The organism is Haloarcula sp. H-hyl6, from assembly GCF_056934455.1.
The window spans coordinates 1615666-1630190 of record NZ_JBRIIK010000001.1; the positions used below are offsets into that span (position 1 = coordinate 1615666).

The following is a 14525-nucleotide window of genomic DNA, read 5'->3' on the forward strand; positions in this document are numbered from 1 at the left end:
CTCAGTCGACGACCGAGTAGCCCGCTTCCGAGACGGCCGTCGACAGCGCGTCGTGGTCGACGGCACCGCTGGTCTCGACGACGACGGCGCCGGCCTCGTGGTCCGCCGTCGCCGCCTCGACGCCCGAGACGCCGAGAGCGGCCCCCTCGACCGACTCCTCGCAACCAGTGCAGGACATGCCACTCACCGAGAGCGTGCGTTGCTCCATGGGCCGCGGTACGCCGGCGAGGCGGAAAAACGTGGGGACCCGCGTGCAGGGCGGTACTCAGCAGTCCTGTGGCTCGACGTGCGTCGTCGGCGACTCGCCGTCGGGGACGCCGAGGAACAGCACGTAGGCCATCGCCTGAGCCGTGTCGCTCGGGTTCATCGCGACTTCGGCGTGGCCGCCGGGGTCGACGAACGCCTCGCCGGCCGCGTAGGAGTGGGTGGTACAGGTGTGTGCGAAGACCACGTCGAGTGCGCCCTCGGCGACGTTGACGACGACCGGTCCCGGGTGGGTGTGCCAACCGGTCGTCCCGCCGGGTTCTAACGTCACCCGGGCGATAAGAACAGTCGACGGGTCCCGAACGAACGCCGCTTCGTCGCCGCCCTGCGCGAAGGTGACGCCGAGCGCCATCCCCACGTCGTCGGTGAACGTCGCGTGCGGGGCGAGCACCTCGACGCTCAGCCCTTCTGGCTGGTCGACCTGCCCGTCGTCGGTCTGTCCGTCCTCTGTCTGGCTGTCAGCTTGCGCGGCGGCGACGCCCCCGGTAGACGAGAGCGCGAGCGCGCCGGCCCCCAGTTTCGCGGAGTCGGAGAGGAAGTCGCGCCGCAGGAACGGGAGAGAAGCGACGCGGCCCGCGTCAGTGTCTCCGTCGCGTGTCTCGGCGGCCGAAGGGTCGGTGTCGGTGCGTGTCGGTGGGTCGTCGTCTCGTGTCATGGCGTTCTCCGGGGCGAAGTCGCCCGAGTAGAACCGCGTCACCGCCGAGCGTAGTTATGTACCGGCAGAAACATCGCCGCCAGAGTTTGTCATGCGGTACCATTTGTCAAGGTCCCGTGACTGTCACTAAGACGACGTTACCGTGGCTGCCGCTGTCGGCGCGACCGCCGGCCAGAATTCGGGTGTCCGCGCTCGGTCCGCCTCAGGAGATGTGGATGGCCGGCTTGTTGGGCCGGGCTTTCCGGGCCAAGTCGTCGTCGCCGTCGGCCCGCCGCACCGTCACGTCGGCGGCGAACTCGTCCTCGAACAGCCACGCGGCCTGCGAGAGCACGTCGAGTTCCCGGTCCCCGTCGACGACGGGTTCCAGCCCCGCCCCGCGGTCGGCGAGTTCGGCGGCGTAATCGGCGGCGGCGTCGCCGTGCTGTTTGATGGACTCCTCGCCCATGATTTCGCCGACGATGGCGTCGCCGGGGTCGGCGTCCTGTGCGATGCTGTACGCCCGATACTTCCAGTCCTCGGCGACCACCACCTCGATTTCGTTGGGGTCCGCGATGTCGACGACGTCGGTGATGTCGCGTACGTCGTCGAGCGTCGTCCGGACGAGTTGGCGCTCGATGCGGAACTCGGCGACGTCCCGCAGGGACTCGGGCCACGGCGACTCGACGACGAGGCCCTCCTCGTCCAAGAGGTGCCACAGTTCCTCGGCGAGATACGGGGCGATGGGCGCGACCAGTTTCGTCAGGACCCGCAGGCCGCGACTGTAGGCGAACCGGTAGGGGGTGTCGTAGCCCGCGTACCGGCGGAGTAAGCGGGCGAACCGCTGGAGTTCGCCGACGACGCGGTGGAACCGGAAGCGGTCGTACTCCTCGGTGACGGCGGCGATGGTCCGGTCTATCTCGCGTTCGAGGTAGGCGTCGTGGGGGGCGCTCTCCGTACGCGTCTCCTGTCCGGCGGTGTAGGCGTCGACCATCTCGTAGAGAGTCTGCTGGAAGTCGTAGGCCGCGGAGACGTCCTTGACCGTCCACTCGAAGTCCTGTGCGGGATGGGCCGCCGAGAGGACGAACAGGCGGGTGGTCTCCGCGCCGTACTCGTGGGGCGCGACGGCGTTGCCCTTCGACTTGGACATCTTCTCGCCGCTGTGGAGCACCGTCCCCTGATTGATGAGGCGGTCGACGGGTTCCCGGCGGTTCAACAGGCCGAGGTCGGCGAGCGCCCGCGTGAAAAAGCGGATGTACAGCAGGTGGAGGACGGCGTGTTCCTCGCCGCCGACGTAGACGTCGACCGGGAGCCACTCGTCTGCGGTCTGCTGGTCGAACGGGGCGTCCTCGAAGTGCGGCGAGAGATAGCGCAGGAAGTACCACGAGGAGTCGACGAACGTGTCCATCGTGTCCGTCTCGCGGGTCGCCTCGGCCCCGCAGTCCGGGCACTCCGTCCGTTTCCACTCCTCGGCGGCGTCGAGCGGATTGCCCGTCGTCTGGACGTACTCCGGCAGTTCGACGGGCAGGTCCTCGTCGGGGACCGGCACCCGTCCGCAGTCCTCGCAGTGGACCATCGGGATAGGCGTGCCCCAGTACCGCTGACGGGAGATGAGCCAGTCCCGCAGGCGGTAGGTCGTCGCTTCCGCGGCGGCGTCGTGCTCCAGCAGGCGGTCCCTGGCGGCCGTGCTCGCGAGGCCGTCGTACTCGCCGCTGTCGGTGAGCATCCCGTCGTCGGTGTAGGGGTCGTCCGGCAGGTTCGTCCCGGTGCCGTCGACGGGTTCGACCACCTGCTCGACCGGCAGGTCGTGCTCATCCGCGAAGGCGTGGTCCCGTTCGTTGTGGGCGGGCACGCCCATGACCGCGCCGGTGCCCACGTCGTCCAAGACGTAGGCGGCGACGTAGACCGGTATCTCCTCGCCGGTGTAGGGGTGGGTCGCGGTGCGGTCCGTCTCGACGCCGCTGAGGCCGGCGTCGTCCGTGCTGGCGACCGACTCGACGTACTCCGCGATACGCTCGTCGTCCTCGGCCAGTTCGCGGACCACCTCGTGACCCGGTGCCAGCGCGAGGTACGTCGCGCCGTAGACGGTGTCGAGGCGAGTGGTAAAGGCGTCGACGTCGTGACCGTCGACCGCGAAGGTGACGCGAGCGCCCTCCTGTCGGCCTATCCAGTTGCGTTGGCTGTCACGGACCCCCTCGGGCCACCCGTCTAAGTCGTCGAGGCCGTCGTACAGTTCGTCGGCGTAGTCGGTGATGGTGAGGAACCACTGGTCCAAGTCGCGCTGTTCGACGGCGGTGCCACAGCGCCAGCAGACCCCGCCGTGACCGTGGTCGTGGCCGCCAGTCGCCTCGGTCTCGACCTGCGCGTCCGCGAGAACGGTCTCGCAGTCGGGACACCAGTTGACCGTCGCCGAGTCGTAGGAGACGAGGCCGGCCTCGTGCAGGCGGGTGAACAGCCACTGGTTCCACCGGTAGTACTCGGGGTCGCAGGTCGTTATCTCCCGAGACCAGTCGTAGCCAAAGCCCATCTCCTCCAAGTCGCCGCGCATCCGCTCGATGCAGGCCCGCGTCCACGACTCGGGGTCCGTGTCGCGCTCGTAGGCCGCGTTCTCGGCCGGGAGCCCGAAGGCGTCCCACCCCATCGGGTGGAGGACGTCGTCGCCCGCCATCCGACGGTAGCGGGCGTAGGCGTCGGTGATGGCGTAGTTCCGGATGTGGCCCATGTGCAACGAGCCGGAGGTGTAGGGGAACATCCCCAGCACGTAGGTCGGGTCGTCGGTGTCGTCGGGGCAGTCGTAGACCCCCTCCCGCTCCCAGACGTGCTGCCAGTACTCCTTGACCCGTGCGTGGTCGTAGCGGCGCGACATTCGATACCTCGGAGTGGGACGGCGTGGCACATGAGTGTTCGGCCGCCCGAGCGTCTGTGAGTGGGACCGACCACCACAGTAACATCGCCGTCACCGGGTGACAGTGGCGTCCGCGAGCGCTTTTCACCGCGAGACGCGACCGTCTCGGTGTGTCCCAGAACAAAGACGGCTACGCCGACGCGGTGTCCTACGACGAATCACTCGACGACAGACCGAGCGACGACGAACTCGACGCCACCGTCGAGAACCTCGAAGCCAACGGGTTCGACGTCGTCGTGGTCGAGGACGGCACGGCCGCACTCGACGAGATACAGGCGCGCATCCCCGCCGGCGCGTCCGTGATGGACGGCCACTCCACGACGCTCGAAGAAATCGGCTTCGTTGAGTACCTCACCGAGGGCGACCACGAGTGGGAGAACGTCCACAGCGAGGTGTACGGCATCGACGACGACGAGAAGCGACAACGCGCCCGTCGGGAGGCACAGGCCAGCGACTACTTCCTCGGGAGCGTCAACGCCATCGCTCGGACCGGCGAACTCGTCGCCGCCGACGCCTCCGGGAGCCGAATCGGCGCGTACCCCTTCGCCGCCGAGAACCTCCTGCTGGTCGCCGGGACGAACAAAATCGTCGACGACTTAGACGCCGCGCTGGACCGCCTCGAAGACGTCGCCTACCCCTTGGAGGACGCGCGCGCCCGGGACGCCTACGGAACCGGGAGCGCCATCGCGAAACAGTTCGTCTACCGACGGGAGGCCGAGGAGGGGCGCACCACGCTGGTCCTCGTCCGCGAGTCGCTCGGCTACTGACCGTCCCGCCGTCCGCCCTCGCTACCGTGACCCGCCGTCGCGGGAACGTTTATCGGTCGGGCGCGTGAATCCCCGGCAATGAGTACGACGCGACTGCACCGGGAGGGCTGAGTCGTCGGTGGCGGGACTCGTCTTCTGGGCGCTGGTCGCCCTCGCGACGGTGACGGGACTGGTGACCGCGTGGGCGCTCGGGGCCAACAGCAACTCGCCGCCGTTCGCGCCCGCTATCGGCGCGAACGCCATCTCGACGATGCGAGCGGCCTTCCTCATCGGCATCCTCGCCGCGCTCGGGGCGCTCACGCAGGGGGGGAGCATCTCCGAGACGGTCGGGGCCGGCCTCATCGACGGCGTGCAAATCACGTCGCTGGCGGCGACGGCCGGTCTGCTGACCGCGACGCTGTTCATGGCCTTCGGCGTCTACAGCGGCTACCCCGTCCCCGCCGCGTTCGCGACGACGGGCGCGATGGTAGGCGTCGGCCTCTCGCTGGGCGGCGCGCCGGTCTTCGACACGTACCGGCGCATCGCGACGTTCTGGGCGCTCGTCCCGCCGGTCTCCGGGGGGCTGGCCTACCTCACCGCCACCATCCTCCGCCGCGACGACATCCCAGAGACGGTCGGCGTCCCCCTGCTCGCGGCCGTCGTCGGCGGCATCGTCGCCAACGTGGAGTTGAGCGTCATCCCCGCCCCGGCCGGCGCCACCCAGAACTCCATCGCCGGGTTCGCCGCCATGCTCGTCCCCCTGTCGGGCGTCGTCGTCCTCGTGACGGGTCTCGCGGCCGCCGCGAGTTTCCTGTTCATCCGGCGGCGCACCCAGCAGTCCGTCGACAAGGGCATCAAGACGTTCCTCGTCGCCCTCGGGAGCGTCGTCGCCTTCTCCAGCGGCGGGAGTCAGGTCGGACTGGCGACCGGCCCGCTGGAGAACCTCTACCGCGTGGAACTGGGCCTGCCCGGTCTCCTGTTGCTCGGCATCGGCGCCGTCGGCATCCTCGGCGGCGCGTGGATGGGCGCGCCCAGACTGTTGCAGGCCACCGCCCGCGAGTACGCCCAACTGGGGGTCAGGCGCTCCATCGCGGCGCTCGTCCCGGGCTTCATCATCGCCCAGACGGCCATCGCGCTGGGCATCCCCATCTCGTTCAACAACATCATCATCTCCGGCGTCATCGGCGGCGGCCTCGCCGGCGGGTCGGCGGGCGTCTCGCGGCGCAAAATCGGGGTGACGCTCGGCTTCTGGGCGCTGACGCTGGTGAGTTCCGTCGCCGTCGGGTTCGCCCTCTACCGGGCATTCGCGACGGTGTTGGGCTAGCGGACGACGGTCACCGTCACCGGAGCCTCGCTCACGACTGCCGTCGCCACCGTCCCCAGCAGTCGCCGCGCGAGTTCGTTGCGAGTCCCGCCGTGGCCCCCCATCACTATCTGGTCTACCTCGTGCGCCTCGGCGTAGTCGAGAATCGTCTCCGCGGGGTCGCCCGTCTCCACCGCCGTCTCGACGGTGCGGTCCTGTTCGGCGGCGCGGCGTTCGGCCCGTTCGACGAGGCTCTCGGCCCGCGTCAGCGCCTCCTCGCGTCGCTCCTCACCCGGTTCGAGAATGCCGCCCTCGCTCATGGCGCTGTCCAGCGGCGCGACGACGTTCAGCACCGTCAGCCGACAGTCGAACGTCTCTAGGGCGTGGACCAGCGCCTCGTCGGCCAGCGGCGAGCCATCGAGGGGAACGAGGACGTGTTCGGGCGCCATACCACACCTCGTGTGTGCAGCGACAAGTAGCCGGGTGGTGACGGCGCCACCGCTCGGCGGTCGGGAACGGAGGAGAGTAGTCCATCCTGGATTCGAACCAGGGTCGAAGCCCCCAGAAGGCTTCAGGATTGGCCACTACCCCAATGGACTGTTGCACTCCTCTGTAGCCATCGGTCCCTTGTAAGCGTTGCGCGATTGAGCGGGGTTGCGAAACGACAGCAGGGGTCACAGCGACTTCTCGTAGAACAGCAGCGTCCTGTCCCCCGCGTCGACGTCCTCCCGACCCACGCACTCGTAGCCGTGGTGTTCGTAGAAGGCGACGGCCGCCGACCGGACGAGCGACGTGTCGAGTTCGACCCGCTGGAACCCGCGCTTTCGGGCGCGGGCCTCCAGTTCGTGGAGGACGCGCGTGCCGTACCCCGAGCGGTGGTGGGTCGGGGCGACCCGCATCCGTCGGAGGACGACCGCCTCGGCGACCGTCTCGTGGGGCTGGAACCCGCCCATCGCGACGAGGACGCCGTCGCGGCGGCCGACGAGGAACTCCCCGCCCGGAGCGAGGTACGCATCGGCGACGTTCCGCAGGTCCGTCCCCCGGTGAGCGAACGCCTCGTCGTAGCCGCCGGGGTCACGGCGGGTGCGCTCGTGGAGGCCCCAGACGGCCTCGGCGTCGGCCGGGTCGAACCGGCGGACCGTGAGGTCGGTCACGGCGGCTGTTCGGCCAGCCGATACTTCAACGGAGGTGACAGCGGCAACCGCGGCGGACAAACATCGACACGGCTTTTGTCGGCTGGCCGCCCATGTCGGGTATGTACGTCGGACGCTTCGTCGTCGTCGGCCCCGAGGTAGGCGCGTACCGGGTCTCCTCGCGGTCGTTCCCGAACCGGCAGGCAGTACAGCGAGACGGGACCGTCACCGTCGAACCGACCCCGGACGCCCCCGAGACGGACAACCCCTACATCTCCTACAACGGCGTCCGACTGACCGAGCGCGGGGCCGTCGTCGGTAACGGCTCTCACGTCGACCCCATCGCCGAGAAACTCGAACTGGGCTACCCCGCACGAGACGCGCTGGCCGAGCCGCTTCTCGCGCTGGACTTCGAGAAGGACGACTACGACACCCCCCGTATCGCGGGCATCGTCGGCCTCGACGGCGACGACCCGACGACGAGCGCCGACGGACCGAGCGCAGTCGTCGGCACCGTCCGCCGCGACGCCCTCCTCGTCGAGGAGGTCACCGAACCGACGCTGGTGGCCACCTACGAGGAGGATAGCCCGACGGCGTTCGACCTCTCGGCGACGGCCGCAGACGCGGCCGCCCGCGAGGTGTACGACCACGAGTTCGAACACGCGGTGTGTGCGGCCGGCGTCAGCGGCAGGACCGGCGACTTCGACGTCTCGGTGTACAACGGGGAGTGAGCCACAGTCGGGGGCGCAGTTCCTGACGCAGTACCGACACTCAAGACCCCTCACCTGTTAGAGTCACGCAATGAACGTTGGCGTTCTCTCAGACATCCACGGAAACCGGGTGGCGCTGGCGGCGGTGCTCGCGGACATGCCGCCCGTCGACCGACTGGTCTGTGCCGGCGACGTCGTCGGCTACAACCCGTGGCACGCCGACTGCGTCGACGCGATGCGCGGTGTGCTGGACGGCGGAGACTGGCCCGACGCGGAGGTCCCGACGGTGATGGGCAACCACGACCGGGCCGTCGCCGGCGACACCCCGTTCGCGTTCAACGGGATGGCTCAGGCCGGCGTCGAACACGCCCGCGAGCAACTCGACGAGGCGCAACTCGATTGGCTCGCCGCCCTCCCGGACGAGCGACACGAGTGCGACGGCCGGGTGAAACTCGTCCACGGCCACCCCGACGACCCGGACCACTACACCTACCCCGCCGAGTTCGGACCGGACCTGCTGGGCGAGGAGGACGTCCTCGTGATGGGCCACACCCACCACCAACACCACGAGGTGTACGACGAGGGCGTCGTGCTGAACCCCGGGAGCGTCGGCCAACCGCGCGACGGCGACCACCGGGCCGCCTACGCGATTCTGGACCTCGACGCGATGGCCGTCGAGGAGCGCCGGGTGGAGTACGACACCACCGAGGTCATCCACGCCGTCGAGGACGCCGGCCTCCCCCGGGAAATCGGGTTCCGGTTGACGCAGGGACGGTAAGCGGTAGCGAGCGGACGCGGCTTTTTCACCGGTGAGCGGTCGCTTGCGACCGCGGAGCGAACGGTGGAGCCGTGAGCAGCGAGGGCCTGCCGTTTTCGCCCACGGTTTTCGAGGAGCGGTGTGGGAACGGAGCGAGCACACCCGACGCTGAAAAAGGTGGCCTCAGAAGGTACTCTGGACGAGTTTGAGCGCCTGTTCGCGGTCCTCCCACGGGATGAACACCGACACCGACGTGGCCGAGGTGATAACGTCGTAGAGGTGGATGTGGGCGTCGGCCAGCGGTTCGGCGACCCGGTAGGGGAGCGCGTGTTCGCTGGGGTCCCCGCCCGTGACGCGGATGACGGCGATGTCGTCCTCGACGGTGACCGACGAGAGCGTCTCGTCGTCCACGATTTTGTCGTGGAGGAGGGCCTCGACTCGGTCGGCGTCGTCGCCGTCGACGTAGAACGTCAGCGAGTCCATCCCCGAGGAGTTGGCCTCGATGTTGATGCCCTCGTCCCCGATAGCCGAGGAGAGGTCCGCGAGGATGCCGGGGCTGTTACGGATGGCGCGCCCGGCGACGGTGACGCAGGCGAGCGGGTGTTCCTGCAGGTCGATGAGGTTCTGGAACTCCCCCTCGATGGAGGTGCCGCCGGTGAGCAGGTCACCGTGCTGGTAGTGGGTGACGCGAACCCCGAGGTTCGCGTCCTTGTACGAGAGCGCGGACGGGGCGACGACTTCGGCCCCGCGGAAGGAGAGCGAGCGGAGTTCGTCGACGGAGATTTCGCCGACGTTCCGGGCGCCCTCGACGACGCGCGGGTCCCCGGTCATGACGCCCTCGACGTCGGTGACGATGACGACTTCGTCGGCGTCCATGTAGTTGCCCAGCATCACGGCCGTCGTGTCCGACCCGCCGCGGCCGAGCGTCGTCACGTTGCCCTCGTGGTCCTCCGCGAGGAACCCCGTGATGACCGGGACGACGTCTTTCATCTGGCCGGCCAGCGCGTGGGCGCGCTTTTTCGTCTCGTCGACGTCGACTTCGCCGTACTCGTCGGTGATGATGGGCCAGTCCTCGCTCCCGGGTTCGAGGAAGACGGCCTCGATGCCCCGGGCGGCGAGCGCGCCCTTGAGCATCCGGACGGAAGTTCGTTCGCCCATCGAGACGATTTCAGCGCGGTCCTCGTCCGCGGCGTCGTACTCGATGCCCTCCAGCAGTTCGTCGGTCGTGTTGCCCATGGCCGAGGCGACGACGCCGACTTCGTGGCCCTGTTCGACCGCGGCCGCGATGGAGTCTGCGGCCCGGTTGATTCGGTCGCCGCTCCCGAGGCTCGTACCCCCGAACTTCGCGACTACGCGCATCGTACCACCCGCAGCGTGCGTGATTGAGTCATGCCCCCGCGTTCGCCGTCGCTGGGGATAACTGTGTTCATCTGCCCCGATTCGGGGACCGGGTGCTACTGTCCGACACACCGTTTATTTGCGTGGGGCACACAGTCACTGCCATGGAGATACGTGACGCCGTCGAGGCCGACGCCGGGCGTCTCGCCGACCTCGCGGACAGTCCGCCGGACGTGATGCGCAACCTCGTCCACGACCGGACGGTACGAGTCGCTACGGAGGACCGAGAGAGCGGCGAGGAGGGGGACGAGGACCCCGACATCGTGGGGTTCGTCAGCTACGACGCCGAACGCGGGACCGTCCACGTCACCCAACTCGCCGGGTCGGCCGAGGCCTGCGAGCGACTGCTCGACGAGCCAATCGCCTTCGCCAGAGGGGAGCGCATGAGCGTCGAACTGCTCGTCCCGGACGGGGAGGCGGCCGTCGAGTCGGCCGTCGAAGCGACCGGGTTCACGCAGACCGGACGGGGCCCCCGGTTCGAGGGAGAGCCGACGGTACGGTACCGGCTCGAACCCAACCGCGCCGAACAGTAGGCACACCGCCGGAAGTGATAGGCCGTCGCGCCGAGAGAGGGGTCACCATGGTCGACGCAGACCGCACGGTCACCGCCGCGCTCGCCGCCCTCGTCACCGTCGCCGTCGTCGGATTGCTGTTTCTCGGTCCCGTCGGGTGGGTACTGGCCGCCGCCGTCGTCCTCGCCACATTCGTCCTCGCGGAGTTCAGTGGCGTCTTCGACGGCGCGGCGACGACCGACCGGCGGAACTGCGACCACTGCGGCGCGCCGAACGAACTCGACAGGGACGCCTGCAAGCACTGTGGGGCGGGTCTGTCCTGACCGCCCGCGCGACCACAAGACACTTTCGACGCACCCGTGAGCCGTCGCCATGGACACCGTCCGGCACCTCGAATACACCCACGAGACCCCGCTTCCGCCGGGTATCGACCACGAGATTCGGACGCCGACGCCGCTGGTCAGGGACCTACTGACCGAGTACACCGCTTCCGGGGACGTGGTACTGGACCCCTTCGCCGGGTTCGGCACCACCCTCCGGGTCGCCGAGCGACTGGGCCGCGACGCCGTCGGCGTGGAGTACGAGGCCGGGCGCGTCGCGTACGTCCGGGACCGGGGCGACCACGGGCGGATTCACCACGGCGACGCCACCGCCCTCGGGTCGCTGGACCTCCCGTCGGTCGACTGCTGTCTCACCTCGCCGCCGTTCATGGTGGCGGCGATGACCGACGACCCTCTGCAGAACTACGCGGGCGAGAGCGACTACGAGGCCTACCTCGACGAGATGCGGGGCATCTTCGAGGGAGTCCGGGACCTGCTCCGGCCGGGCGGACACGTCCTGCTGGACGTCTCGAACATGAGACACGACGGGACCGTCACGACGCTCGCGTGGGACCTCGCCCGCGCCGTCCGCGAGGTGCTCCACTTCGAGGGCGAGCAGGTCGTCGTCTGGGACGCCCCGGACGACCACGACCGAGACGGGGCGTTCGGCTACGGCTACGACCACAGCTACTGTCTCGCGTTCTCGAAGTCGGCCTGACTCACTCGGCCGGCGGGACGGCCAACCGCCACCCGACCAGTCCAGCCAACCCGAAGCCGTAGGCGTTGAGCGACCCGTGGAGGGCGACCATCGTCGAAATGTCCAGTCCCACGTCCACGCCGCCGAACGTCGATACGCCGTAGCCCAGCGCCAGCGCCATCGAGGCCGGGAGTGCGACGGCCGACGCGCCCAGCAGAACGCCCTGCGCTCGCGGGCGGGTCGGCGCGACCCGGACGAGGACGTACCCACCGAAGACGGCGACGGCGACGGTGAACCCGGCGACGGCCAGCACCTCGACCAGCGGGGAGACGGAGATGCCGACGGCGATTATCGCCGGACCGGCCAGAATCACGCCCACGAGGAGCTGGCGCAGACTGCCCTCGAAGGCATCTGCGCGGCCCGTCAACCCAGTCATCACGGGGAGGACGAACCCGGCGTAGTGGAAGTGGACCGCCGTCAGCAGGACGATGGTCCGACCGAACCAGAACGTCAGGTCGAGGTGGTAGAGGAGAAGTGCCACCGCGCCGACGGAGACGTACGCGAGGCCGACGTCGCCCGCCGTCTCGGGCAGAGCGAGGCCGCCGCAGGCGTGCGTTCGAGCGAGGGCGGCCGCCCCGAGGAGGCCGGTGACCGCCAGCCACGGGAGGGCCAGCGCCGCGGCCGTCACGCCCCCGACGGGGAGCGCGAGCGACGCCGCGAACAGGGCGGCACCGAGCGGTTGGAGCCAGACGGCCGGGCGGGCGAACCGGCCGGCCGGACCGGCAAGCGGCGGCGTGAGCGCCATGCCGAGGCCCAGCGGGACCAACACGAGCGGTGCGAGCGAGAGCGCACGCTCGACGGCGCTCAGTCCGCCGACGGCGACCAGCGCCACCCACGCCAGCGACCCGGCGGCGGCGCTCCAGTCGGTGACGGCGACGGCGGCGAGCGTCGGTCGGGACTCGGCGACCGGGGGCCGCGACCGGTCCCCGAGCGGTCGGCTCATCGAGGCGGGAGCGTCGGGAGGCGTCGAATCGGGCGGAGGTCCGCCCCGTTCGCTCGCTCGGAGCGGTCCTGCGTGAACGACCCCCGATAGCTGAGGACGTGGCCGGCAAGCGCGTTCTCGACGGTGGCGAGGACGTAGTAACACTCGCCGGCGTCGTCGTACCGGTCGCGCACCTCGACGTCGGCGACGAGGGGACCAGGGAGGCGGACGTAGCGGTCGCCCAGACGGAGCCACTGGCGGCCCGCCTCGACGACGAGGGCCCCGTTCTCGACGCGGGGGTGCAGTTCCGTCGCGATGGGACCGCCCCGGCCGAGAAAGTCCAGTAACCGCTCGCCCTTGCGGTCCCACACCGTCACCGAGTCGAACCGACGGGTCCGGTCGTCGAACTCGAACTCGCGGCGGGTCGTCATCGCCTCGTGGCCGCCGAGGTCGTAGCCGACCGTCGTCACGGTGAACGGCACGTCGTGGCCGGCCTCGGGGAACAGCATGTCCCGACTCGTCATCGCGTAGAGCGCCGGGAGGACGTGCGTGCCGCGGGAGATGTCCATCTCCCCGTGACCGACGGTGACGCCGCCCTCGCGGTCGACGCTGTATCGCTCGCGGACCTTCGGATGGAGGTCGGCGGCGGCCTCGCCCAGCGCCCGTTCGTAGACGCCGGTCATGCGGCCTCCCGGCGATAGTGGGCGAGTGACGATGTCGGACGACCCGGACGGCACCGGAGTATGACGACCATATCGGTTTGCCTTCTCCCACTGGCCAGAAAAGAATTGCCCGCGGCCGGCGGCGAGCGGTCGGTCAGTGCTCGGCGAGGTGGTCCAGCACGGCCTCGGTGCTGTTGGCGACGGGTTCGGGGTCGTTGCCCGCCTCGGCGGCCGCGTCGGGGTCCTTGAGCAGGTGGCCCGTCGTCAGGCAGACGACGGACTCGTCGTCGTCGATTTCGCCCTCGGCGCGGAGTTTCCGGAGACCGGCGATAGAGGCCGCGGAGGCCGGTTCGACGCCGACGCCCTCGCCCGCGAGGTCACGCTGGGCGGCCGTAATCTCCTCGTCGGAGACGGCGACGGCCGTCCCACCGGTCTCGCGGATGCCCGGCAGGGCCTTCGGCGCGTTGACCGGGTTGCCGATGCGGATGGCCGTCGCGCGGGTCTCGACCTCCTCCCAGCGGCGGGTCTCGTCTAAGCCTTCCTCGATAGCTTCGACCATCGGGGCGGCGCCCTCGGCCTGTGCGCCGGTGAGTTTCGGCACCTGGTCTTCGGTGATGGCGCCGGCCTTGACGAGTTCGCGGAAGCACTTGTACAGCGCCGCGGTGTTGCCGGCGTTGCCGACCGGCAGGACGATGCGGTCGGGGTACTCGCCGTAGTCGGCGTAGTGCTCCTCCATGATTTCGAGGCCGATGGTCTTCTGGCCCTCCAGACGGAAGGGGTTCAGCGAGTTCAGGAGGTACGCCTCGCCGCGCTGAGCGAGGTCCTGCACGATGTCGAGGCACTCGTCGAAGTTGCCGTCGACTTCGAGGATGCGGGCCTTGTGCAGGGCCGCCTGTGCAATCTTCCCGGCGGCCACCTTCCCGGCGGGGAGGAGAACCAGCGTCTCCATCCCGCCGCGGGCGCCGTAGGCGGCCAGCGCCGCAGAGGTGTTCCCGGTCGAGGCGCAGGCGAGACGGTCGACGCCGACCTCCTGTGCGACCCGAACGCCGACGGTCATGCCGCGGTCCTTGAACGACCCCGTGGGGTTCATCCCCTCGTGCTTCACCCGGAGGCTCTCGACGCCGACTTCCTCCTCGATGCGCGGGACGCGGTGGAGCGGCGTGTTCCCCTCGGGGAGGGTGACGCCGACGTCGAACGGCAGGGCCGCGTGGTAGCGCCAGACGCCCGACCCCTCACCCTCGAAGTCCTCGAAGGTCGGGAGGTCGGCGTAGCGGGCCTCCAGCAGGCCGTCGCAGTGGTCGCAGGTGTAGCGGACCTCCTCGAAGGGGGCGAACGACTCGCCGCACTCGATGCAGGCGAGCCAGACGCCGTCGTCCGCCGCCGACGGCACGTCGTCGGTGAGTTGCAGATTAGCCATTGTTCGTGGCCATGGTCCCACCGGGCAAAAGTCGGACGGTTGTCGGCCGGAACCCGTAGTACGCGGCGGCACGGTGCGAACGGGCGGA

Annotated in this window: 16 protein-coding genes and 1 tRNA gene; 7 read left to right on the top strand and 10 right to left on the bottom strand. The window is 69.6% G+C overall.

What is annotated here, in order from left to right; genetic code table 11:
- Position 1: 1 nt before the first annotated feature.
- The 3 genes from Hhyl6_RS08570 to leuS all read right to left on the bottom strand — a co-directional run bounded on the left by Hhyl6_RS08570 (position 2) and on the right by leuS (position 3761).
- The gene (locus Hhyl6_RS08570; protein ID WP_483738791.1) at positions 2-208 is read right to left on the bottom strand and encodes a heavy-metal-associated domain-containing protein; all 207 of its coding nucleotides are present in this window, start codon (positions 206-208) and stop codon (positions 2-4) included.
- Positions 209-265: 57 nt separating this feature from the next.
- Entirely contained in the window at positions 266-961 is a 696-nt protein-coding gene (locus Hhyl6_RS08575; protein WP_483738792.1) for a cupin domain-containing protein, read from the bottom strand.
- A 160-nt stretch (positions 962-1121) separates the two neighbouring features.
- On the bottom strand, positions 1122-3761 hold the full coding sequence (leuS, locus tag Hhyl6_RS08580; protein ID WP_483738793.1) for a leucine--tRNA ligase: 2640 nt from the start codon (positions 3759-3761) through the stop codon (positions 1122-1124).
- 149 nt (positions 3762-3910) lie between these two features.
- Here leuS and Hhyl6_RS08585 point away from each other — a divergent pair, with 149 nt between their 5' ends.
- Both Hhyl6_RS08585 and Hhyl6_RS08590 read left to right on the top strand, forming a co-directional pair.
- Positions 3911-4567 (top strand): lactate utilization protein, encoded by a 657-nt coding sequence (locus Hhyl6_RS08585; RefSeq protein ID WP_483738794.1) that lies wholly within the window; start codon positions 3911-3913, stop codon positions 4565-4567.
- Between the two features lie 118 nt (positions 4568-4685).
- Positions 4686-5870: an anion permease gene (locus tag Hhyl6_RS08590; protein WP_483738795.1), complete on the top strand. Its 1185-nt coding sequence runs from the start codon at positions 4686-4688 to the stop codon at positions 5868-5870.
- Here the strand turns inward: Hhyl6_RS08590 and Hhyl6_RS08595 are convergent.
- From Hhyl6_RS08595 to Hhyl6_RS08605, 3 genes are all read right to left on the bottom strand, one after another.
- Positions 5867-6298 (bottom strand): universal stress protein, encoded by a 432-nt coding sequence (locus Hhyl6_RS08595; RefSeq protein WP_483738796.1) that lies wholly within the window; start codon positions 6296-6298, stop codon positions 5867-5869. The genes Hhyl6_RS08590 and Hhyl6_RS08595 overlap by 4 nt on opposite strands.
- A 77-nt stretch (positions 6299-6375) precedes the next feature.
- Positions 6376-6448: transfer RNA gene (locus Hhyl6_RS08600), tRNA-Gln, on the bottom strand.
- A gap of 75 nt (positions 6449-6523) precedes the next feature.
- A complete protein-coding gene (locus tag Hhyl6_RS08605; protein ID WP_483738797.1) occupies positions 6524-7003 on the bottom strand; it encodes a GNAT family N-acetyltransferase in 480 nt (159 codons plus the stop codon).
- A gap of 101 nt (positions 7004-7104) precedes the next feature.
- Here Hhyl6_RS08605 and Hhyl6_RS08610 point away from each other — a divergent pair, with 101 nt between their 5' ends.
- Both Hhyl6_RS08610 and Hhyl6_RS08615 read left to right on the top strand, forming a co-directional pair.
- On the top strand, positions 7105-7713 hold the full coding sequence (locus Hhyl6_RS08610; protein ID WP_483738798.1) for an IMP cyclohydrolase: 609 nt from the start codon (positions 7105-7107) through the stop codon (positions 7711-7713).
- 70 nt (positions 7714-7783) lie between these two features.
- A complete protein-coding gene (locus Hhyl6_RS08615) occupies positions 7784-8470 on the top strand; it encodes a metallophosphoesterase family protein (protein ID WP_483738799.1) in 687 nt (228 codons plus the stop codon).
- 162 nt (positions 8471-8632) lie between these two features.
- On the opposite strand, the gene Hhyl6_RS08620 is transcribed toward Hhyl6_RS08615, so the two are convergent.
- Complete coding sequence (locus tag Hhyl6_RS08620) at positions 8633-9808, bottom strand: aspartate kinase (RefSeq protein ID WP_483738800.1); 1176 nt, start codon at positions 9806-9808, stop codon at positions 8633-8635.
- Positions 9809-9951: 143 nt separating this feature from the next.
- Here Hhyl6_RS08620 and Hhyl6_RS08625 point away from each other — a divergent pair, with 143 nt between their 5' ends.
- The 3 genes from Hhyl6_RS08625 to Hhyl6_RS08635 are packed head-to-tail and all read left to right on the top strand — an operon-like array spanning position 9952 to position 11397.
- Entirely contained in the window at positions 9952-10380 is a 429-nt protein-coding gene (locus Hhyl6_RS08625) for a hypothetical protein (protein ID WP_483738801.1), read from the top strand.
- A 47-nt stretch (positions 10381-10427) separates the two neighbouring features.
- Positions 10428-10682: a zinc-ribbon domain-containing protein gene (locus Hhyl6_RS08630; protein ID WP_483738802.1), complete on the top strand. Its 255-nt coding sequence runs from the start codon at positions 10428-10430 to the stop codon at positions 10680-10682.
- A 49-nt stretch (positions 10683-10731) separates the two neighbouring features.
- On the top strand, positions 10732-11397 hold the full coding sequence (locus tag Hhyl6_RS08635) for a DNA methyltransferase (protein WP_483738803.1): 666 nt from the start codon (positions 10732-10734) through the stop codon (positions 11395-11397).
- Position 11398: 1 nt separating this feature from the next.
- On the opposite strand, the gene Hhyl6_RS08640 is transcribed toward Hhyl6_RS08635, so the two are convergent.
- The 3 genes from Hhyl6_RS08640 to thrC form a co-directional block, all read right to left on the bottom strand.
- Entirely contained in the window at positions 11399-12379 is a 981-nt protein-coding gene (locus Hhyl6_RS08640; protein ID WP_483738804.1) for a YndJ family protein, read from the bottom strand.
- Positions 12376-13041 (bottom strand): DUF4166 domain-containing protein, encoded by a 666-nt coding sequence (locus Hhyl6_RS08645; RefSeq protein WP_483738805.1) that lies wholly within the window; start codon positions 13039-13041, stop codon positions 12376-12378. Before Hhyl6_RS08645 ends, Hhyl6_RS08640 begins: the two co-directional genes overlap by 4 nt.
- A gap of 133 nt (positions 13042-13174) precedes the next feature.
- Complete coding sequence (thrC, locus tag Hhyl6_RS08650) at positions 13175-14437, bottom strand: threonine synthase (RefSeq protein WP_483738806.1); 1263 nt, start codon at positions 14435-14437, stop codon at positions 13175-13177.
- Positions 14438-14525 lie beyond the last annotated feature (88 nt).